We start from the raw sequence: 20029 nt of genomic DNA on the forward strand, positions 1-20029 counted from the left end.
TGACCAACAAGGAGAAGAGTACAGTTAACTATCGGAAAGGGGGAAATGAAATGACAGAGCAAAGCGCAAATATGTATGCATGCGCAGTACCGGTCGCGACTGTTTGGACGTCACCGGAATCGGCTCGAGAAATGGACACGGAAGGTGTTTCCAATCCGCTTCAGCTGAATAAATGGTTGGAAAAGCTTGCATACGAAGAGCGTCTTGACCTATGCAACAGCAACCGTGTACAGACTCAAATATTGTATGGAGAACCGGTCATCGTAGAGGAAATCGTTGGTGATTGGGCGAAAGTGATTGCAGTTTGGCAACCATCGAAAAAGGATGAGAGAGGATATCCGGGCTGGGTACCACTTGTCCAATTGAAAAAGGCGACTCCACTTGAAGAGGCGGGCGGTTTCATACGAGTTGCCGTTGCAAAGTCACAGTTGTGGAACAAAAACGGTACGCCTTTTATGATTGTGCCATTCAATACGATTCTGCCATTGACTGATGAAAGCGAAGATTATTTCCATGTGAAGACACCGGATGGAGAGGCATTGATTCTTAAGACGGATATTGTACGTGCGCCTTCCGTCCATCAATTTAAAAAACGTCCTTTAGCATCAGCAGTTGATGAGGGCATGGCTTTTTTGGACATCCCTTATTTCTGGGGCGGCATGTCGTCGTATGGTTTTGATTGCTCCGGCTTCACATACAATATGCTGAAAGCTTGTGGGTATTTCATTCCAAGAGATGCGAGCGATCAGGCGAAGATCGGTGAAGAGGTGCCGATGGATGATTCGTCTTTCTGGGAGAAGGGTGATTTAGTATTCTTCGCGAACGATGAAGGAAAAGGCAATGTTCGACACGTCGGCTTTTACTATGGAAACGGTTTGCTTCTTCACTCTCCTTCAACAGGGCAATCGGTTGAATTGTTGAAGTTGGAGGGTTCGAAGCTTGAACGTGATATTTGTGCGGTTCGAAGATTTGGTGTGGATAGGGGGCGAATTGAATGACCAAGAACGTGATTCTGTCTGTCAATAACTTGAAGCGCCATTTCGATGTAGGTCGAGGCCAGAAGTTGAAGGCGGTCGATGGCATCAGTTTTGACATTATGAGAGGGGAAACATTCGGCCTTGTTGGAGAGTCCGGATGCGGGAAATCGACGGCGGGTCGAACGATTTTGGGCCTTTATAATAAAACGGACGGGGAAGTATTATACGAAGGGCAGAGTATCCACGATATGACGGACAACGAACGGTATCGATTTTTGAAGAAAATGCAAATGATCTTCCAAGATCCATACGCTTCTTTGAATCCGCGTTCCACCGTTTATGAAATTATTGCTGAGCCGATGATAGTCCATAAAATGTACAAGACCCAAGAGGAAATGCGCGCACGGGTACATGAATTGCTTGAAGATGTCGGTTTAAACAGGGATCATGCCAATCGCTATCCACATGAGTTTTCCGGTGGGCAGCGGCAACGTATCGGCATCGCCCGTTCGCTCGCACTCGACCCTGATTTCATCATTGCGGATGAGCCGATTTCGGCTTTGGATGTCTCTGTACAAGCTCAGGTCGTTAAGCTATTGCAACGATTGCAACGGGAAAAGGGGCTGACGTATTTATTCATCGCGCATGATTTGTCGATGGTCAAATACATATCGGACCGAATCGGCGTCATGTATTTGGGGCATATGGTGGAACTTACATCAAGCAAGCAGCTTTATGACAAACCATTGCACCCCTATACAGAAGCATTGTTGTCGGCCATTCCAATCCCAGATCCGGATATTGAAGAGTCTCGGGAACGAATATTATTGAAAGGTGAGCTTCCAAGCCCGATCAATCCACCGTCGGGTTGTGTGTTCCGTACGCGCTGTCCATATGCAATGGAGGTTTGTGGGGAATTGAAACCGAAATGGCTTGAAAAGGAAAAAGGACATTTTGTCGCCTGTCATTTGCATGATGCGGAAGTGATGAAACGGTCGGATGCGGTAAGAGAAGCTGTTGGGTCGTCCTGAAACTTCAGGGCGGCTTTTTTGCGTACCTATGATTCGCTTGTCTTCAACGAATTGCCGCATTGTGTAGAAGTTGCCAAGCTAAAATGATTAATCTATAATAGAGTCGTTGTAATTTCCTCAACTCCCTCATAAAGACCTACATCACGTTAGGTCCCAATCAAATGGACGCTCGTCCTAAACCGCATATTCTTGCAAAACACTAAATGCACTAAAAAAATGAATAAGAAAGATAGTAGTAGTAGAATACTATCTACAGTTATCTAAAATATGTGACTATTATTTGGAGGTGTTTTTTATTGAAACTATCACCAGTTGAACAGGAAAAGTTATTGTTACACGTAGCAGGGGAACTCGCGTTGAAGCGTAAAGCTCGAGGCGTCAAGTTGAATTATCCTGAGGCTGTAGCTCTTATTTGTCATTTCATCATGGAGGGTGCCCGAGATGGGAAGTCTGTTGCGCAGTTGATGAGTGAGGGGAAACAATTATTGACGGTGGACGATGTAATGGAAGGCGTCGGCGACATGGTAAAGGATGTACAGATTGAGTGCACGTTTCCGGATGGGACCAAGTTGGTTACGGTGCATCACCCAATTCAATAAGGAGGTTTTCGTATGAAACCAGGAGAGATCAAGGCGGCAGACGGGTGGATTGAAATCAATGTCGGACGAGCCGTGAAGACAGTGAAAGTCGCGAATACAGGTGATCGTCCGATTCAGGTTGGGTCTCATTTCCATTTTATTGAGGTGAATAAATTCTTAGAATTCGATCGTGAGCAAGCGGTTGGAATGCATTTGAATATACCTTCAGGGACGGCGGTCCGTTTTGAACCGGGTGAGGAAAAAGAAGTGGAGCTCGTCGAGTTTGGCGGAAGACGCCATGTTTTTGGTTTGAATAAATTGACGGAAGGTTCCACACATAAACGAGAGGAAATTATAGAGAAAGCATCTGATGGAGGATTTAAAGGAGCTGACAGTTAAGTGAAAATTACACACGAGCAGTATGCAAGGATGTTCGGCCCGACTGTGGGCGACAAGGTTCGTTTGGCAGATACAGATCTATGGATTGAAATAGAGAAGGATTATACGACTTATGGAGACGAAGGCATTTTTGGCGGCGGAAAGTCCTTACGCGTATCGATGGGACAGAACAGTGAGAAGACGTCCGAGGAAGGGGTACTGGATACTGTCATCACGAATGCAATGATCATTGATCATACAGGCATCGTGAAGGCTGATATCGGTATCAAGAATGGAAGGATTGTCGGAATCGGTAAGGCCGGAAATCCGAATACGATGGATGGTGTCGACCAAGACATGATCATCGGTGTTGGAACAGAAGTATATGGGGGCGAGGGGTTGATCGCGACAGCGGGTGCGATTGATACGCATATTCATTTTATCAGCCCTCAGCAAGTGGAAACGGCATTGAATGCAGGAACGACGACATTTATCGGCGGTGGGACAGGTCCCGCGTCTGGCTCGACAGCTACGACAGTGACTCCAGGAAAATGGCATTTGCATCGGATGCTTCAACAGATTGAAGACATTCCGCTGAATATTGGATTGTTCGGAAAGGGAAGCGCAGCTTTTCCAGAGCCGCTTGTTGAGCAGATTCGGGCAGGCGCGATTGGCATGAAAATCCATGAAGACTGGGGTGCGACACCTTCCGCATTGGATCAGAGCTTGAAAGTTGCAGATGAATACGATATCCAAATCGCATTGCACTCGGATACGTTGAACGAAGCTGGATTCGTCGAAGACACGATTGATGCGATTGACGGGCGGGTCATCCACGTTTTCCATACGGAAGGAGCGGGTGGTGGACACGCACCGGACCAATTGAAGATGGCGTCACTACCAAATGTATTGCCGGCTTCTACGAATCCGACAAAGCCGTTTACGACGAATACGATTGACGAGCATTTAGACATGCTCATGGTTTGCCATCACTTGAAACGTGATGTGGCGGAGGACGTTGCTTTTGCAGATTCTCGAATTCGCCCGGAGACGATTGCTGCCGAGGACATTATGCAAGATCTTGGGATTTTGAGCATCATGTCATCCGATTCCCAGGCGATGGGCCGGGTAGGCGAAGTGACGATCCGGACATGGCAGACTGCAGACAAAATGAAGAAGCAACGCGGTCCACTTCCGCAGGATGAAGGAAAAGACAATGATAATTTCCGAGTAAAGCGCTACGTTTCGAAATATACGATAAACCCAGCAATAGCCCAAGGGATTTCACATGAAGTCGGATCGATCGAGGAGGGCAAGTTGGCAGACATCGTTTTATGGGAACCTGCATTTTTTGGTGTTAAAGCTCAAATCGTCATTAAAGGCGGTGTGGCCGTATATGCAATGACGGGTGATCCAAATGCATCAATCCCAACACCGCAACCGATGATGGGCCGACGCATGTACGGATTCCATGGACAAGGCCCGCAAAATGCAGCGATGACATTCCTACCAAAAATCGCAGTAGAAGAAGGCCTTCCAGAACAACTTGGACTTAAGAAAATGATCGGAACAGTGAAGAATTGCCGCAACGTTTCAAAAGCGGATATGAAGCATAATAGCGAAATGCCTGTGATCGATGTCGATCCGGAGACGTATGAAGTGAAGATTGACGGTGAACTGGCAACATGCGATCCGGTCGACGTCCTTCCGATGGCGCAAAGGTATTTCTTATTCTAAAGCGAAGGGTGCCTGCCTAAGGGCGACAGACATAAGGCAAAGACGCATAGTGGAGGGTTTTGCCACGGAGCGGCTTTGACTTATGATCCGAGCCCTTGGCACCCGGAGTCTGGATGTTATTCTAATAAAACCGAAGTCTTTGAGAAAAAGGAGCATACTCGATGTTAATTGAAAAAATCATAGGCAATATCGGAGATACCGAAGAAATTTCAGGGAAACGCATCGAATGGGTCGAACTGGAATGGGAAGAACTAAGCAAGCGTATTTTGCGTACAGAAACGAATGAAGGTACGGACATCGCTTTACGCATCAATCAGGAGGAACCGTTGAAATACGGTGACCTCTTGTTTGAAGACGACGAGCGTTGCATCGTTATCCGGACGAAAATGGAACAGGTCATCGTTATTCGACCGAAGGATATGGTTGAAATGGGTAAAGCCGCTTTCGAGCTTGGCAACCGTCATACACCTGCTTTGATCGAAAAAGATGAGATTGTCGTGCGTGCGGATCATACGCTTGCACCATTATTGGATGAGGTGGGTGTGGCATATGAAACAACCGAACGACGATTTAAACAACCTTTCAAATACCGTGGCCATTCCCACTGACATCCAGTTCCTTCGACTGCTCCAAATCCATGACTCTGCATTCCCAATCGGTACTTACACACAATCGTACGGGATGGAAACGTACATCCAGGAGGACGACATCCGGGTAAAGGAGGAACTCATTGCTTTTTGCAAAACGTTTCTCCACTATAACCTCGTCTACGGGGATGCCATTCTTATACAGGAAGCATTTGAAGCTGCTAAAAACAAGGACATCGATCGACTTTTGCATTTGGAAGAGCTCTGCGGGGCAATCAAGCTTGCGAAGGAGTCAAGAGATGCGAGTGTCAACTTGGGCAGACAATTCATCAAGACTGTTGCACCTCTTGTAGAGGACGTATTTTTTGATGAATGGAAAGGCCGTATCACTGCCAATGAAATTAAAGGGCATTATGCGATTTTATACGGCATTTATTGCGCAGTTAATGGAGTCAATGCCCACCATGCGGTCTTGTCGTATTTATTCTCATCAGTGAACGGCCTTGTCCAAAACGCAGTGCGAGCCGTTCCATTCGGACAAAATACAGGCGTCCAAGCAATGCATCAGCTATCCGAAGAAGTCGTCAAGGCTGCCGGCATTGTCGCTAATTTGAAAGAAGAAGACATCAGCAACAACGCATTAGGCATCGAGCTTGCCTCGATGAAACACGAATACCTATTCTCAAGATTATTTATTTCGTAATTATTTGTTTTATAAATAGAAAGATTATCTGATAAATAGAGATTTCCGTTGCTTGAAGTGAAAGGCGGCGACTCCAGTAAACGCGCAGCGTTGCGTCCCTTAGGAAGCAGAAAGTAGTTGGCGGCTGCCTTAATTTCTGCAAAGAACGCAGAAATACGGCAAATCGAACTCTTCGTGGTTCGATTGGAAATCGTCCGCCTGCAACGTAAAGCAACTGTTCATTCTTTATTTTTTCATTACAATAGGAGGCGGTTTTTTATATGAAACCAGTACGTATTGGAATCGGAGGTCCCGTCGGATCAGGCAAAACATCACTCGTAGACGCACTAACTCGTGCAATGCATGAAAACTACAACATAGCAGTCATTACAAACGACATATACACACGCGAAGACGCCCAATTCCTAATGAACCACGGCGTTTTAGATGAAAACAGAATTCTTGGAGTAGAGACAGGCGGATGCCCACATACCGCAATCCGTGAAGATGCTTCCATGAACTTCGCAGCAATCGACGAATTAAAAGAACGCTTCAACGACCTCGATATCGTTTTCGTCGAAAGCGGTGGCGATAACCTCTCAGCTACATTCAGCCCTGAACTTGTAGACGGATACATCTACGTAATTGACGTCGCGGAAGGACAAGATATTCCAAGAAAAGGCGGTCCAGCTTTAACAAGATCCGATCTTTTATTGGTCAATAAAACGGACCTCGCACCACATGTTGGAGTAGATCTTGAAGTATACGAAAGCGATGTTAAGAAAATGCGAGGCGGCCGCCCTTATGTCCTTGCAGATGTCCGCACACGAAAAAACGTCGACCAAATCGTCGAGTGGATCAAACGGAATATGTTGCTTGAAGGCGCAGGGACGACAAGTGCCGGTGAGTAATGTGGCACGAAGACACCATAACGGCAAACTGGAAATGGTGTTTGAGCCAAGGAGAGGTTTCACAAGGATGCCGCATGTATTCCAGCAACCGCCTCTAAAGGCGAGCCGTGAATTATACGAAGGCGACAATCCAATGGCGACAGTATATGTGATGGAGTCTTCGGGCGGCATGGTAGCTGGTGATCGAAATGATATTTCTATAAAACTTTTGCCGGGAAGCAAGGCAAGAATCATCCAGCAATCGGCGTTGAAAGTGTACAGGTCACATACAGGCGAAACTTGTGTGCAATCAATTGAAGCGGAGATTGAGGAAGGCGCGCGCCTTGAATGGATGCCGGAAGTGATCATTCCGTTTGCGGATTCGAAATTCAAAATGGAAACGACGATCCGTCTTGCGAAGGATGCCACTTTACTATGGGGTGAAATCATCGCGCCTGGCAGGGAGATGAGAGGGGAAGTATTCGACTTCTCATCGTTAAAGTCGATGTTGAGGATTTACGTCGAAGGTGAGCTGATTGCTTTCGACAGTCTGTGTTTCTTCCCGAAGAATATGAAACTTCAAGAGCTTGGAATGCTTGAGGATGCATTATATGTCGGCTCTATCTGGCTCGTTTCAGATAAAGCAGATCAGCTCGATCTACGAGTAATCGAGGAGACATTGAATGTGGGAGACGGCTTACGCGCTGGAGTGACAAGGCTTGCGGGAAATGCGGTCCATTGCCGTTTCCTTGGCGTCAATCAATGGAGGCTACAGCAGGAGATGAAGCGCGTCTATTCCGAGCTTTCTGCGCTCATTTAAAGGATGGAGGAAACTATGAAAAAACAAATAAGTATAATAGCCCTCATCTCACTAAGTCTGCTGTTAGCATTGGCGGGGTGCGGAAAAGGTAAAGAGAAGACCGTTAACGGCAAAAAGGAAAACAGTCTTATTTATGCATCCGAGGCTGAGTTTGCCGGTCTGAATCCGATTCTTGAGGAGACGAATTTGGATGCGCTCCTCTTCCGGGGGCTGTTTCGTTTTGATGAAAACAATGAACCGAAAGCCGATATTGCAGATTCCTTCGTCATATCGGATGACAAATTGACTTATACATTCAAGGTGAAGCAGGATATTCGTTTTCACGACGATGAACTGCTGACTGTAGATGATGTGATTTTTACAATCGAAAGTATTTTGGATGATAAAAACGCTTCGTTTTTGAAATCGGATTTCACTGAAGTGGCATCAATGAAAAAGCTGAATGATTACGAGTTTGAGTTGAAGCTAAAACACCCGTTCACACCTATTCTTGATAAGCTGACGGTACCTATATTGCCAAAGCATTCGTTTCAAGGTGTAGACATGAGGACGGCAGAGTTCAACAGCCATCCGATTGGCGCAGGACCTTATCAGTTCGACAAATGGGACCGTGGCAATAGCTTGACGCTGAAGGCATTCGACCGTTTTTACGGTACAAAGCCGTCCATTGAGAAAGTCATCTTCAAATTCATCCCTGACAGCAACGTCCGGGCATTGCAACTATCTTCAGGTGAGGTCGATATCGCACTGCTTGACCCGGTGCAAGTAGGTGAACTTGAAAAGCGAGATCATATTCAAATTTATAATGTGGATACCGCGGATTATCGAGGAATCCTTTTCAATATGCAAAACGAGCTTTGGCAAGATGTCCGCGTCCGCCAGGCATTCAGTTTCGCGATTGATCGGGAACAAATCGTAAAAGGCATTCTGAAAGGATATGGAGAAGTGGCCTATTCACCTCTTCAAAAACATGATTTTCATAATGAACAAATTGAAAAATACAGCTTTGAGCTAACACGTGCCGATGCATTGTTGGACGAGGCTGGTTGGGAAAAGTCGACCGACGGATTCCGTTACAAAAACGGCCAGAAACTGAGCTTCACAATTACTGCTCCGGCATCCGATTCAGTCCGTGTCAATATGGCGAATTATGTTGCTGAGGGGTATAAGTCGATCGGTGCGGATGTCTATGTGGCGGCGCTTGACTGGAGTGCGATTACAATTGAAGATACGGATGCTTTCATGATCGGATGGGGTAGCCCCTACGACGCGGATCATCATACGTATAGCTTGTTCCATTCATCCGAGTCGAGTTTGACGAGCTCAGGCTATAACTTCGGAAACTATTCGAATAAAAAAGTAGATACTTTCCTTGAAAAAGGTCGTTTATCTATGGACGAAGCAGAACGGAAGGCAAGCTACACGGCATTCCAAAAAGAGCTTGCGGAAGATCCGGCATTCGCATTCATCGCTTATGTAAATGCAGTTTATGGCATTAACGGGAATATCGAAGGCGTGAAAGAGCGAACGCTCGGTCACCACGGTTCCGGTTTCCTGTGGAATGTCGAGGAGTGGAAGTGGAATGACCGTTAAATGGATTGGGAAGCGCATGATGTTGGGGATTTTAGTTCTCCTCATCGTGAGCTTCCTCTCTTTTTTCATTATGCATGCTGGACCGGGCAGCTCAGCAACCGCATATTACGGGGGCAATGCCCAAACATTGACCGCCTCTGAGAAGGAGCGGATCAGTGAGGAGTTTGGGCTTGACCGTCCGTTGATCATACAATATGGGTCTTGGTTGATAGAGGTGATGAGTGGAAATTTAGGTATGTCTGCTAAAGAGGGACGACCTGTCGCATCGATTCTCTCTGAGCGTTTGCCGAATACGCTTCTGTTATTTGGCGTATCGATGTTTTTCATTATCATCGGATCGATTTGGCTTGGAATGGTAGCGGGAATGAGGCCGGGATCGTTGCTTGATAGAGGGCTATCGACGTTCAGTATCGCGTCTTCCTCCATCCCCCCTTTTTGGCTTGGGATTTTATTCATTTATTTATTTTCCGTCATGTTAGGCGTCTTGCCTTCTTCCGGGACGAGGAGTTTGGTCGGGGACGGCGGCTTTTTCGATAGAGTACAGCATATAGTCATGCCTGCATCTGTAATTGTGCTGACGCATGTTGGCTTGTATGCACGATTCCTGCAAGAGAGTGTAAAGACGGAAATCGGAAGCTACTATGTGATGGCGGCAAGAGCAAACGGAGTGGATGAACGGGAAATTAGAATCGGAGTGCTACGGAACGCTTTCATTCCCTATTTGAATTATCTCGGTATGACGATTCCTTCATTTTTCGGAGGTTCGGTCATTGTGGAAGCGCTATTTGCATGGTCGGGCCTCGGGCAGTTGCTTGTGAAATCAATCATGGTGAAGGATTATCCGCTGCTGATGGGCGGTATCATGCTGACGGGTTTGATCGTCGTCATTACACTGTTCGTCATCGATGTCCTTATGTTCATGCTCGACCCGAAGCTCCGTAGAGGGGAGTTGGGCAGATGAAACAGAGAAAAATGCTTGTTTTCTGGTGCTCACTTTTAGGGTTGATCGTTGTTTTAACGCTGTTTTCCAGTTTGCTTGCTACCCATCCGGTGAATGAAATGGATTTGGACGCGGTTTATTCTCCTCCTATGAACGGTCATCTATTAGGGACGGACCAACTTGGTAGGGATGTGTTTTCACGTCTATTGGAAGGTGGAAAAGTGACATTGGCAGTTGCCGGCTTATCGGTTCTGCTGTCGTTAATCATCGGGGTCGTTTATGGAGGAATAAGCGGGTATGCCGGTGGGTGGATCGACAGTGTGATGATGAGGATTTTGGAAGCACTCATTTCCATCCCTTCTCTTGTTTTGGTTTTAGCTTTTCAGGCAATCATGTCAGGCGGGATGTGGGGCATGACATTCATCATTGGAGTGACGGGTTGGTTCACGACGGCGCGAATTGTTCGTTCAGAATTTATCCGGCTGAAGGATATGGAGTACGTTAAAATGGCGAAAATGTTCGGCACCCCAGTCTGGAGAATCATTACGGGTCATTTGCTCCGTAATAGTTTACCGCCACTGTTCGTCGTGACGATCTTCAATTTTGCTGGAGCTGTTTTCATCGAAGTGTCGCTAAGCTTTCTTGGGATCGGCATTCCTCCGGCCATTCCATCATGGGGGAACATGTTGTACAATGCCCAAAATGATTTGTTGATTGGTGCATGGTGGATTGGTGTCTTCCCGGGCTTGCTGATCTTCTTAACGATTCTTTCCATCAATTTCATCGGGGAAGCGCTGAAAGATCCTAAAAGGAGGCGGTTCCATGCTTGAAGTGAAAGGATTATCCGTTGAGATCAACGAAGTCCTTGTCGTGAAAGGGATCTCCTTTTTAATTCCGAAAGGGAAAGTGACCGCGCTGATTGGTGAAAGTGGCAGTGGGAAAAGCATGACCGTCTCGGCATTAATAGGGATGCTGCCCGCAAATTCGCGTGCCTATGGAGAAGTTCTTTATAAGGATATGGATTTGTTGAAAGCGACTCCTGAAAAGATCTCAGCATTACGGAAAATTGAATTCTTTACGGTTTTTCAGGATGCATCAAATAGTTTCAATCCGAGTGTGAAGATGGATCGACAATTGTATGCATTCTCCGCAAGTAGGGTTGGCGATGATGAGGCGAAGTTTCAGGAGAAGATGCCGGAAATTTTAGAGAGGTTAAACTTGTCCGTTGATATTATGAATCGATATCCGTTTGAGTTGTCGGGTGGAATGTTGCAGCGTTGCATGGTTGCTTGCGCATTCTATTTGGAGCCCGAATTATTGATAGCCGACGAACCGACTTCAGCACTCGATAAAGTCGTACAGAAGGAGTTCATAAAAACGCTACGTCTGTTGAATGAAAGCGGGACAACGGTCCTTATCATCACCCATGATTTGGATGTTGTGGCCGCTGTGGCAGATGAAATGATTGTCATGCGGAAAGGTGAAGTCGTCGAGACGGGGGCTGTGAAAGATGTGTTGGCAAATCCGACACATGAATATACAAAACGTTTGCTGGAAAGTCGATTTTAGGAAAGGGGGTGCCGAAAGTGCTTAAAATAGAACATCTTTCAAAAAGCTATGGCAGAGGAAAACGGAAAAAGGATGTGCTTCATGATGTGAATCTGACAGTTGGCGAGGGAGAGATTGTCGGGATTGTCGGTGAAAGTGGTAGCGGGAAAAGTACATTATCCCGTCTGATCATGCGATTAGAAACCGCGGATGAAGGAACGGTTTCATTTGCAATCGCAGATGACTTCTATGCTTCCTGTCAAATCGTTTTCCAAAATGCATCTGCCGCTATGAACCCATCGTGGACTGTGCGCGATATTTTAAAGGAGCCTCTCCGCAAGAGGAAAGGCGATCGGGAAGCGCATATTCGTGAAATGCTTGAAAAAGTGAGTCTGGAAGAGAAGCATTTGGACCGGCGCCCTTCGGAATTAAGCGGAGGTGAGCGTCAACGAGTGAATCTCCTTCGCTCAATCCTTGTCGAACCAAAGCTGCTTGTTTGCGATGAAATCGTCTCGAATTTGGATCGATTGATACAGAAGGAAATTGTTGAGTTGTTACAGCGGCTTAACCGGGAAACGGGAATGGCGATTCTGTTCATTTCTCATGACCTTCGTGTCGTGGAGCATCTATGTAACCGGATTTATGTGATGCAAGGCGGAATGATTGTGGAGGAGGGCGTGAAACGGGATGGGCGGTTTTCATTTGAGCACCCGTATTCCCTGTTGCTGTTTGACTGAACTTGTTCAACCTTTTCGGTAGTGGGTATACTAAAAGGAGAATTGAAAGGGAGATGACAATGATGGAACAACGGCCGATGAGCCACTCACGTACAATCGTTACGAAGCTTGTACTACCGCCTGACACAAACCATATGCAGACAATTTTCGGTGGGAAAGTGTTAGCGTACATAGACGAAATTGCCGCAATTGCGGCGATGAAACATTCCAACAAGCGCGCTGCTGTCACTGCATCCATCGATTCGGTCGACTTCCTATCGTCCGCCAAAGTTGGGGATGTGCTTGAACTGGAAGCGGTCGTCAGTTCGACGGGCCGCACATCGATGGAAGTGTTCGTATCGGTGCATTCGAGGGATTTACTTACCGGAGCGACCAAGTTGACGACAGAGTCATTTCTGACGATGGTCGCAATGGATGAAAACAACAAGCCGACACCGGTTCCGGGCATCTATCCGGAAACAGAAGCCGAAAAACGATTGTTCGAAACTGGTCCCGCCCGACGGCAACACAGGAAGCTGCGAAGGGAAATTAGACATTGAAAGAAGTCGCCTTTTAGGGGCGGCTTTTTTGATTGAAACTTCAAATGCTTTCTTCCGTATATAAGGAAAGGAGTGAGTGCGGTGAGGGCGGATATTCATGAACGGCAAATGGAGTTGACGATGCTGCGGAATGAACGGAACCGGGTGAAAAGACGTTTCGATGGGGCGGAGGCGCAATATAAGGAAGCGGTTCAGTTGCGTGATCGGTTGCACAGGCAACTTTCGAAGGAGCAACAGGATGTCGTGAAGCTTGGGAAATTCTCATTTGCAAATAAACTTAAAGAGTGGACAGGCAAATGGGATGTGCAGATGGAGAAGGAAATGAATGAAGTCGTTGAGGCCGAATTGAAATACAATGAGGCGGAAAAAACAGTGACAGATTTAGCGGCGGAAGTGAGCAGGCTCCGTGAGCAAATGAATCGTGAGGAATTTCTTTATATCGATGAGGATTGGGCGGACTTCTTGAAGGAAAAAGAAGCCTGGATCCGGCAGAACGACTCGGTGGCGAACAGTACTTTGCAAAAAATCGCGGATGACCGGGTGCGTGTCCGGTCGTTGATAAGGGAAATCGACGAGGCATATGAAGCGGGCGACAAGGCAATGCGGACACTTGACTCTGCACTCGATAAGTTGGGCAATGCCGAAGGGCTATCGGTGTGGGATACGTTTTTAGGTGGCGGTCTCATTGTTTCAGCAATGAAATATTCAGAAATGAACAGTTCCGACGACCTTGTGCACCGTGCACAACGTGCCCTTCGACATTATGAGACCGAATTGATGGACGTCCAAAATGTCGCCTCCGAATCGTTCAATGTGAATCATAATGACTTTTTCACATTCACGGATATTTTCTTTGATAATATCTTCTCTGACTGGGCGGTCCATTCGCGGATAACAGACGCGAAAGGCAAGTTGAATGTCGTGCTTCAAGATGTACGCCGAGTACAGGACCAACTGCGACGAAAACGGGATGAAGCTACGGAAGAATTGAAGCGACTTGACCAGCAGGAGAAGGATATTATCGTTTCTTGATTGACGAGTTGTCTCTTTGTATATACAATGTTTATACGCGGAGGTGATTTAGGATGTATCAGATTAAAAAATGGGGAAATAGTTTAGGGATCAGAATACCGAAAACAGTAAGTGATAAACTTATGCTCCGTGAAGACTCTGAGGTATACCTGTATGTTGAAAATGATCGTTTAATTATTGAGCCAAAAAGAAAATCACTTCAGACATTAGTCGATGATATAACGGAAGATAATATCCATAGGGAAGTTGAATTTGGAAAGTCTGAGGGAGGGGAAGCATGATGAAGTATGTGCCGGAACGCGGTGATATTATCTGGCTATCTTTCTCGCCGCAATCGGGTGTGGAACAGGCGGGAAGGCGACCGGCTATTGTTTTGTCGCCTTCCTCTTATAATGAAAAATCAGGACTAATTCTCGTTTGTCCAGTAACTTCAAAGCAAAAAGGTTATCCATTTGAAGTAGCCCTTAGTGATTCATTGACAACTTCTGGTACTGTGCTTTCTGACCAAGTTCGTAGTTTGGATTGGCGAGTTAGAGAAGCAAGCTTCATCGAAACGATCAATGACGCAGCACTTGCTGATATTCTTGAAAATGTCCGTTTGCTGTTGGATTGATGGACTTAGTCAAACTCCAAAAACTCAATCCGATTGCCAAATGGATCATTCGTGAAGAATCGGGCGCGGCCTGCAATTGGCGGTTCTTCAGTGATGGTGCAGTCTGCCGCGATTAGACGGGATTTCAATTCTTCAAGCGCGCGTACTGTGAATCCGGGATGCGCTTTTTTTGCTGGCGTGAAATCTGCTTGGACACCGATATGGACTTCTTGTGTACCACATTGGAACCAGCATCCTCCTCGTGCTTGTAAGTTTTCCGGCTTCGGGATTTCCTTCATTCCAAGTAACTCGCCGTAGAATTGGCGTGCTTGTTCTTCGCAATTTGGCGGCGCCGCAATTTGGATATGGTCGATGCCAATGAGGAATTCAGTCATATGGATCTCTCCTTTTTTGTTATTATCTTAATTGTATTGGAGTTTGTGGGGAAGTACCATGACCGGATTTGAAAGCGTCAGTATAATTAAATCTTATGTGTCGGTTAAGCCCTTTTCCTTTTGTGGAGAAGGGTTTTTTGTTTGGCGGGTGAATCTTTCAGTGGGTCATTAGTCCCGAAGTGACAATATAACTTGGGAAATGATTGATATAGTAGGGGAAATAACCGATAAACCATTTCAATTGATCGATAAGTTCAGGGAAATGATCGATAAAACCCGGGAAATGATCGATAAAATTTTGCGGGGCAATAGCTTAGGGGACTTTCAAATTAATTTTCACCAATTAATCAAATTCCATTGCAAGAGTGAATATGATAGTGTACTATGTAACTAATACACCGATACAGGAGGGGTAGATGGTGAAGCAATGGAATGCTTTATTGCAGAAGGAATGGGTGCAGTGGAGGGTACAGATAATCGTTTTGGTCTTTCTAATGCTCACGGGATTGTTCATGCTCCCGACATTCGCAAAGATATTAGTGGCGGGGGAAGTTCCCGTATTTGAAATTACGATGATCATAAGCTTTGTGGCGGCGGGTGCCTGTGTTTTTGTGCCTGTCATCGCATTTGCAACAATGTTTAACAAAGACATGAAAGTGCCAGATCTATGGCTGCATTCACCTGCATCCACTTCCAAACTCATTGGGGTGAAGCTGTTCATGGCTGCGGTGATAGGATTTGTCTATTTACTCGTCCCCGTAGCGGTCGTTGCAATCCGCTATCTATTTACATCACAGCCGGAAGTGATATTCAGTGAATTGCTGTTTGCAGGGGTCTTATTAATAAGTGCAGTATTTGTAACGTCTATTCGGTTCATGGTTTATGGTTTTTTCTTTATCGTCATTGATCAGCTGCTTAAACCTTTTCTTAAAGGGTTTTCGCTTGTCATCACACTGATCTTATTCGTCATTTCGGCACGAATTTATGGCGAGGTCACAAATTCCGTATTTTATGATCGGTTTATCAAGATAGGGAGCTTTGATTTGTTAGAGATCAAAAGCTCTAATATTGAAATCTCATATGATAACTTTTTATTCCACAATACTGTCTTGTACGTTGGTGAGATTGCGTTCGCGGTTTTTTTCACAATCGGTGTACTTTACTTGGCTATCACCTTATTTGAAAAGAAGGTGCGGCTATGATGGGGTGGAATGGTTTATTACGCAAAGAATGGGCGGTAATGAGAAATTCATTCATTGCGTTTATCGTGATTTTCATCGTGATTGCCGTATCAAGTTTCACACCCTTGGCGGTCGGGGGCAAATTTGACCAGATCGAAATCACGAATATGTTCTCGTTTTTGCAAATGTATTTCGGGGCGCTGCTTTTCATTCACAGTCTTCACACGGATATGAAGCAGCCGGATGTATGGCTGCATTCCCCGGCTTCAATAACACGGCTTTTAGGATCAAAAATGCTGATGGTTCTTCTTTTAGTCGTATTATCTAACTTTGTTTGGACTGGCATAGGGGTTGTCGCCTATTTCATCGGCGGATTTGAAGGGGTCATCCCCGGATGGCCGAACTTGCTAAAAGTATTCCTTCTTAGTACTTTCGCGATTTCAGCAAGTTTGCCGATATGGGTGATCTACAGAATTCTATCGGCGAAGATTGGCTGGTTGGCGATCATTGTGTTGTTAATATTTTTCTTCTTTGGATCAATGGTATGGGGAATTATAGAGGTAATATGGGGAGAAATGGGACCTGACGTAGGTTCACTCGTATACATCCTCCTCTCAATCGTATTATTTGCAGGCGGAGCAATTCTGCTTGATAAGAAAGTGAGGTACTGACGATGAGCATAGATTTTCTTCCAGATAAGCCGATTTACCAGCAGCTCATCGACCGGATTTTAGGGGATATTATGCGGGGCACACTCAAAGCGGGAGAAAAGTTGCCGTCCGTTCGTGAATACGCGGTTGAAGTCGGCGTGAATGCGAATACGATGCAGCGCGTTTACAAGGAGTTGGAGCAAATGGAGATCACGGAGACAAGAAGGGGGCAGGGATCATTCGTGACGGAGAATCAGGAGAAGATTTCAGCGCTTCGCAATGAAATGAAGGAGCAGCTTGTGACGACATTCCTTCAAAGTGTAGCTGCATTCGGATTTACGACTGAGGAAATTGTGAAGTGTCTGCAGGAACGGGGTGGCGAAAATGATTGAGTTGAAACATATCGTGAAGAAATATGGGAGTAAAAGGGCGTTGCAGGATGTGACATTGTCGATTCCGAAAGGGAAAGTGATTGGCCTTGTCGGTGAAAACGGGAGCGGTAAGTCGACATTATTGAAGATGATGGCAGGTTTATTGACACCGAATAGTGGTAGCGCGACGTTTGACGGGAAGCCGATTACGCGGCGGATCGCTTCGAAAATCGCATATATGTCAGATACGGATGAGTTCTATACGTACTTTACTGTTCAGCAGCTTTTTGACTTTTACGAGTCGCAATTCGAGGATTTTGACGTGCTTAAGGCGAAAGAGATTTTACAATTTCTGAATGTATCACTTGATTCGAAGATAAAGAGCCTGTCCAAAGGGAACCGTGGACGGGTGAAAATCGCGGTGACGCTTGCGCGTGAGGCGGATGTTTACCTATTGGATGAACCGTTTTCGGGACTCGACCCGATGGTACGGGATGATATTTCGAAAGGGCTTATCCGCTTTACCAATCCTGAATGGCAGACGGTCATTATGTCGACTCATGAAATCCGGGAAGTCGAGCCGCTATTGGATGAGATAATCGTCATGCGAGGCGGAGTTATCATCGCTCATGAAGCGGTTGATGAGATTCGTGATTTCTATGGTGTGGATGCGACAAGCTGGATGGTGTCGCTGTTCAAGGATGGGAATAGGGAGGGGAATTCAAAATGAAACCAGTGGTAGAATTAAAGAATTTATCTAAAACAATAGGAAGTAAGAAAATCATCGATAATTTGAACTTGTCGCTGTATCCCGGGACAATTACAGGCTTTCTTGGTCCGAATGGTGCAGGAAAAACGACGACAATCCGAATGATGGTCGGTCTGATGAAACAGACTGGGGGTGAAATCGTCATTGATGGGGTATCATTGCGGGATGATTTTGAGGATGGCCTTTCGAAGGTCGGCGTCATCGTTGAGAATCCGGAAATGTATAAGTTCATGTCCGGTTATAAGAATTTAGTGCATTTCGCACGCATGCATAAAAACGTGACGAAGGAGCGGATTGACGAGGTCGTCCGCCAAGTGGGGATGCAAAATAGGATTCATGAAAAGGTAGGCACGTACTCACTTGGGATGCGTCAGCGGCTTGGTTTAGCCCAGGCGTTATTGCACCGACCGAAATTCTTGATATTGGATGAACCTACGAACGGGCTTGACCCGGCGGGCATCAGGGAGTTCCGTACGTATTTACGCCAAATTGCGGAAACAGAAGGGGTTGCTGTTTTTGTTTCCAGCCATATGCTTTCCGAAATTGAATTGATGTGCGATCGGATCGCCGTCATCCAAAACGGGAAGTTAGTCGACATCCGTGAAATGTCGGAGACACGGGAATCGTTCTATTATATAGAAGCAACTCCTGTGGATAAGGCGAAGATGCTGCTTGTGAATGAAGGATTGACTGTAGAGGATTTCAAAAACGGCTTGCTTGTGAATGTGGAGCAACAGCAGATTCCGGGAGTGGTCCGTTCGTTTATCGAAGAGGGACTGGAAGTGTTCACGGTGCAGCCGCATAAGAAAACGTTGGAAGATGAGTTCTTGGAAATGACGGGAGGTGGCCAGATTGCTGAAGCTTATGCAAAATGAGTGGATGAAATTGTGGAATAAAAAAGGCACATGGGTCATGGTTGCAATCATGGTAGTGATGACTGCAGGTATGATGGCATTGATGAAATACATTAGCACACAAAACATGGGTGGAAATTTCACGAGAGAAGGCATGATTGGGGATCCGTCATCAATTGGCAGTACGGTGTTATTGCTAACGGTCATCGTCGCAGCGGGCATTGTCGCATCCGAGTTTTCACAAGGGACGATCAAGATGTTACTGACAAGACCTGTGAAACGGTGGAAAATCCTGACGTCAAAGTTCATTACAGTGAATCTGTTTGGGATTTTTCTAATGGTGATCGGTTATGTCGTATATGTCCTGTTGGCGTTTCTCTTGTTTAAATCGGGGACGGATCAAGGACTGTCGGAAGTATGGGGGAAAAGCTTGTATATGTTACTGCTGTCATTCGGCAGCGTGTTTGTTACGGCGACATTCGCATTTACAATCGGTAGTGTTTTCCGTTCAAGCTCACTCGCAATCGGGCTTTCTCTGTTCATCTACTTCACGGGAACTACAATTTCCGCGTTGTTGGCGAGGTATGAAATCGCTAAATACTTGTTGTTCACGCATATGGATTTGACGCAGTTTGAAACAGGTATGATGTTGGTTGAGGATATGACGATGCCGTTTTCACTCGCGGTATTGGCGGTTTATATCATCGTGTTCTTAGTGATCAGCTATACAAGTTTCGTAAAGCGTGATGTGACCGCATAATAAAAAAGCACTCCTTAGTCGGAGTGCTTTTTTTGATCACTTATGATTGCTGAAAGTCCTGATAAGACCAAACGATGTTCCAAGGATGATGAATGCAAATAAGATATACATGATGTATAGGAACCACATGAAGACTTCACTCCTTTTATAGCTAATCCTATAGACCATTGTAGCATTAGTGAGCATTGGAGGCAACGGCCGACACGAGGTTGTTGAAATGTTCGAGCGGAGGAGTGTGAACTGGTGAAAATGCGTCAAAGGTCCTGAGTTGGTGATATATTGCAGTATTCAATAGATAAAAAATGAGATTCGATTGATAAAATGAGCTATTCAATAGTTAAAGTTAGCTATTCAATAGATATCTTGTACATCCGGTTAGAAAGTTCCT

At 45.8% G+C, this 20029-nt stretch carries 25 protein-coding genes; 24 read left to right on the plus strand and 1 reads right to left on the minus strand.

Annotation, left to right across the window (positions count from 1 at the left end):
- The first annotated feature begins 50 nt into the window (after positions 1-50).
- The 18 genes from NSQ43_RS02930 to mazF all read left to right on the plus strand — a co-directional run bounded on the left by NSQ43_RS02930 (position 51) and on the right by mazF (position 14682).
- A complete protein-coding gene (locus tag NSQ43_RS02930; RefSeq protein WP_339252855.1) occupies positions 51-998 on the plus strand; it encodes a C40 family peptidase in 948 nt (315 codons plus the stop codon).
- Positions 995-2008 carry an oligopeptide/dipeptide ABC transporter ATP-binding protein gene (locus NSQ43_RS02935; RefSeq protein WP_339252857.1) on the plus strand — a complete coding sequence of 338 codons (1014 nt, stop codon included), beginning with the start codon at positions 995-997 and terminating at the stop codon, positions 2006-2008. Before NSQ43_RS02930 ends, NSQ43_RS02935 begins: the two co-directional genes overlap by 4 nt.
- Positions 2009-2304: 296 nt before the next feature.
- Complete coding sequence (gene ureA, locus NSQ43_RS02940; RefSeq protein WP_339252859.1) at positions 2305-2607, plus strand: urease subunit gamma; 303 nt, start codon at positions 2305-2307, stop codon at positions 2605-2607.
- A 12-nt stretch (positions 2608-2619) separates the two neighbouring features.
- Entirely contained in the window at positions 2620-2985 is a 366-nt protein-coding gene (gene ureB / locus NSQ43_RS02945; protein ID WP_339252861.1) for an urease subunit beta, read from the plus strand.
- The gene (ureC, locus tag NSQ43_RS02950; RefSeq protein WP_339252863.1) at positions 2986-4701 is read left to right on the plus strand and encodes an urease subunit alpha; all 1716 of its coding nucleotides are present in this window, start codon (positions 2986-2988) and stop codon (positions 4699-4701) included.
- A gap of 161 nt (positions 4702-4862) precedes the next feature.
- The gene (locus NSQ43_RS02955; RefSeq protein WP_339252865.1) at positions 4863-5309 is read left to right on the plus strand and encodes an urease accessory protein UreE; all 447 of its coding nucleotides are present in this window, start codon (positions 4863-4865) and stop codon (positions 5307-5309) included.
- Positions 5251-5991 (plus strand): urease accessory protein UreF, encoded by a 741-nt coding sequence (locus NSQ43_RS02960; RefSeq protein WP_339252867.1) that lies wholly within the window; start codon positions 5251-5253, stop codon positions 5989-5991. Before NSQ43_RS02955 ends, NSQ43_RS02960 begins: the two co-directional genes overlap by 59 nt.
- Before the next feature lie 260 nt (positions 5992-6251).
- A complete protein-coding gene (gene ureG / locus NSQ43_RS02965) occupies positions 6252-6881 on the plus strand; it encodes an urease accessory protein UreG (RefSeq protein WP_339252868.1) in 630 nt (209 codons plus the stop codon).
- Positions 6874-7680 carry an urease accessory protein UreD gene (locus NSQ43_RS02970; RefSeq protein WP_339252870.1) on the plus strand — a complete coding sequence of 269 codons (807 nt, stop codon included), beginning with the start codon at positions 6874-6876 and terminating at the stop codon, positions 7678-7680. Before ureG ends, NSQ43_RS02970 begins: the two co-directional genes overlap by 8 nt.
- A gap of 15 nt (positions 7681-7695) precedes the next feature.
- On the plus strand, positions 7696-9273 hold the full coding sequence (locus NSQ43_RS02975) for an ABC transporter substrate-binding protein (protein ID WP_339252872.1): 1578 nt from the start codon (positions 7696-7698) through the stop codon (positions 9271-9273).
- Complete coding sequence (locus NSQ43_RS02980) at positions 9263-10234, plus strand: ABC transporter permease (protein WP_339252874.1); 972 nt, start codon at positions 9263-9265, stop codon at positions 10232-10234. Before NSQ43_RS02975 ends, NSQ43_RS02980 begins: the two co-directional genes overlap by 11 nt.
- Entirely contained in the window at positions 10231-11043 is an 813-nt protein-coding gene (locus tag NSQ43_RS02985) for an ABC transporter permease (RefSeq protein WP_339252876.1), read from the plus strand. The genes NSQ43_RS02980 and NSQ43_RS02985 overlap by 4 nt, the downstream gene beginning before the upstream one ends.
- Complete coding sequence (locus NSQ43_RS02990; RefSeq protein ID WP_339252878.1) at positions 11036-11782, plus strand: ABC transporter ATP-binding protein; 747 nt, start codon at positions 11036-11038, stop codon at positions 11780-11782. Before NSQ43_RS02985 ends, NSQ43_RS02990 begins: the two co-directional genes overlap by 8 nt.
- A 17-nt stretch (positions 11783-11799) precedes the next feature.
- On the plus strand, positions 11800-12498 hold the full coding sequence (locus NSQ43_RS02995) for a dipeptide/oligopeptide/nickel ABC transporter ATP-binding protein (protein ID WP_339252880.1): 699 nt from the start codon (positions 11800-11802) through the stop codon (positions 12496-12498).
- Between the two features lie 62 nt (positions 12499-12560).
- The gene (locus NSQ43_RS03000) at positions 12561-13037 is read left to right on the plus strand and encodes an acyl-CoA thioesterase (RefSeq protein ID WP_339254768.1); all 477 of its coding nucleotides are present in this window, start codon (positions 12561-12563) and stop codon (positions 13035-13037) included.
- Between the two features lie 81 nt (positions 13038-13118).
- Positions 13119-14069: a hypothetical protein gene (locus NSQ43_RS03005; RefSeq protein ID WP_339252882.1), complete on the plus strand. Its 951-nt coding sequence runs from the start codon at positions 13119-13121 to the stop codon at positions 14067-14069.
- A 53-nt stretch (positions 14070-14122) separates the two neighbouring features.
- Complete coding sequence (locus NSQ43_RS03010; RefSeq protein WP_339252884.1) at positions 14123-14350, plus strand: AbrB/MazE/SpoVT family DNA-binding domain-containing protein; 228 nt, start codon at positions 14123-14125, stop codon at positions 14348-14350.
- Positions 14347-14682: an endoribonuclease MazF gene (gene mazF, locus NSQ43_RS03015; RefSeq protein WP_339252886.1), complete on the plus strand. Its 336-nt coding sequence runs from the start codon at positions 14347-14349 to the stop codon at positions 14680-14682. Before NSQ43_RS03010 ends, mazF begins: the two co-directional genes overlap by 4 nt.
- Positions 14683-14687: 5 nt before the next feature.
- On the opposite strand, the gene NSQ43_RS03020 is transcribed toward mazF, so the two are convergent.
- The gene (locus NSQ43_RS03020) at positions 14688-15056 is read right to left on the minus strand and encodes a VOC family protein (protein WP_339252887.1); all 369 of its coding nucleotides are present in this window, start codon (positions 15054-15056) and stop codon (positions 14688-14690) included.
- A 419-nt stretch (positions 15057-15475) separates the two neighbouring features.
- Here NSQ43_RS03020 and NSQ43_RS03025 point away from each other — a divergent pair, with 419 nt between their 5' ends.
- Genes NSQ43_RS03025 through NSQ43_RS03050 form a run of 6 tightly spaced genes read left to right on the plus strand, consistent with a single transcriptional unit; the run spans position 15476 to position 19641 of the window.
- Positions 15476-16258 (plus strand): hypothetical protein, encoded by a 783-nt coding sequence (locus NSQ43_RS03025; protein WP_339252888.1) that lies wholly within the window; start codon positions 15476-15478, stop codon positions 16256-16258.
- Positions 16255-16908: a hypothetical protein gene (locus NSQ43_RS03030; RefSeq protein WP_339252890.1), complete on the plus strand. Its 654-nt coding sequence runs from the start codon at positions 16255-16257 to the stop codon at positions 16906-16908. Before NSQ43_RS03025 ends, NSQ43_RS03030 begins: the two co-directional genes overlap by 4 nt.
- 2 nt (positions 16909-16910) lie before the next feature.
- Positions 16911-17279 (plus strand): GntR family transcriptional regulator, encoded by a 369-nt coding sequence (locus NSQ43_RS03035; RefSeq protein WP_339252892.1) that lies wholly within the window; start codon positions 16911-16913, stop codon positions 17277-17279.
- A complete protein-coding gene (locus NSQ43_RS03040) occupies positions 17272-17988 on the plus strand; it encodes an ABC transporter ATP-binding protein (protein ID WP_339252894.1) in 717 nt (238 codons plus the stop codon). The genes NSQ43_RS03035 and NSQ43_RS03040 overlap by 8 nt, the downstream gene beginning before the upstream one ends.
- Complete coding sequence (locus NSQ43_RS03045; RefSeq protein WP_339252896.1) at positions 17985-18902, plus strand: ABC transporter ATP-binding protein; 918 nt, start codon at positions 17985-17987, stop codon at positions 18900-18902. The genes NSQ43_RS03040 and NSQ43_RS03045 overlap by 4 nt, the downstream gene beginning before the upstream one ends.
- Positions 18871-19641 carry an ABC transporter permease gene (locus tag NSQ43_RS03050; protein WP_339252898.1) on the plus strand — a complete coding sequence of 257 codons (771 nt, stop codon included), beginning with the start codon at positions 18871-18873 and terminating at the stop codon, positions 19639-19641. Before NSQ43_RS03045 ends, NSQ43_RS03050 begins: the two co-directional genes overlap by 32 nt.
- Positions 19642-20029 lie beyond the last annotated feature (388 nt).

This window comes from Sporosarcina sp. FSL W8-0480, from assembly GCF_037963765.1.
Taxonomy (GTDB): Bacteria; Bacillota; Bacilli; order Bacillales_A; family Planococcaceae; genus Sporosarcina.

Bases quoted from the DNA above. Each gene is read 5' to 3' on its own strand.
- NSQ43_RS02930 (WP_339252855.1), top strand. From the start codon at position 51: ATGACAGAGCAAAGCGCAAATATGTATGCATGCGCAGTACCGGTCGCG.
- NSQ43_RS02935 (WP_339252857.1), top strand. From the start codon at position 995: ATGACCAAGAACGTGATTCTGTCTGTCAATAACTTGAAGCGCCATTTC.
- ureB (WP_339252861.1), top strand. From the start codon at position 2,620: ATGAAACCAGGAGAGATCAAGGCGGCAGACGGGTGGATTGAAATCAAT.
- NSQ43_RS02955 (WP_339252865.1), top strand. From the start codon at position 4,863: ATGTTAATTGAAAAAATCATAGGCAATATCGGAGATACCGAAGAAATT.
- NSQ43_RS02960 (WP_339252867.1), top strand. From the start codon at position 5,251: ATGAAACAACCGAACGACGATTTAAACAACCTTTCAAATACCGTGGCC.
- ureG (WP_339252868.1), top strand. From the start codon at position 6,252: ATGAAACCAGTACGTATTGGAATCGGAGGTCCCGTCGGATCAGGCAAA.
- NSQ43_RS02975 (WP_339252872.1), top strand. From the start codon at position 7,696: ATGAAAAAACAAATAAGTATAATAGCCCTCATCTCACTAAGTCTGCTG.
- NSQ43_RS02980 (WP_339252874.1), top strand. From the start codon at position 9,263: ATGACCGTTAAATGGATTGGGAAGCGCATGATGTTGGGGATTTTAGTT.
- NSQ43_RS02985 (WP_339252876.1), top strand. From the start codon at position 10,231: ATGAAACAGAGAAAAATGCTTGTTTTCTGGTGCTCACTTTTAGGGTTG.
- NSQ43_RS02990 (WP_339252878.1), top strand. From the start codon at position 11,036: ATGCTTGAAGTGAAAGGATTATCCGTTGAGATCAACGAAGTCCTTGTC.
- NSQ43_RS03000 (WP_339254768.1), top strand. From the start codon at position 12,561: ATGGAACAACGGCCGATGAGCCACTCACGTACAATCGTTACGAAGCTT.
- NSQ43_RS03010 (WP_339252884.1), top strand. From the start codon at position 14,123: ATGTATCAGATTAAAAAATGGGGAAATAGTTTAGGGATCAGAATACCG.
- mazF (WP_339252886.1), top strand. From the start codon at position 14,347: ATGATGAAGTATGTGCCGGAACGCGGTGATATTATCTGGCTATCTTTC.
- NSQ43_RS03020 (WP_339252887.1), bottom strand. From the start codon at position 15,056: ATGACTGAATTCCTCATTGGCATCGACCATATCCAAATTGCGGCGCCG.
- NSQ43_RS03030 (WP_339252890.1), top strand. From the start codon at position 16,255: ATGATGGGGTGGAATGGTTTATTACGCAAAGAATGGGCGGTAATGAGA.
- NSQ43_RS03035 (WP_339252892.1), top strand. From the start codon at position 16,911: ATGAGCATAGATTTTCTTCCAGATAAGCCGATTTACCAGCAGCTCATC.
- NSQ43_RS03040 (WP_339252894.1), top strand. From the start codon at position 17,272: ATGATTGAGTTGAAACATATCGTGAAGAAATATGGGAGTAAAAGGGCG.
- NSQ43_RS03045 (WP_339252896.1), top strand. From the start codon at position 17,985: ATGAAACCAGTGGTAGAATTAAAGAATTTATCTAAAACAATAGGAAGT.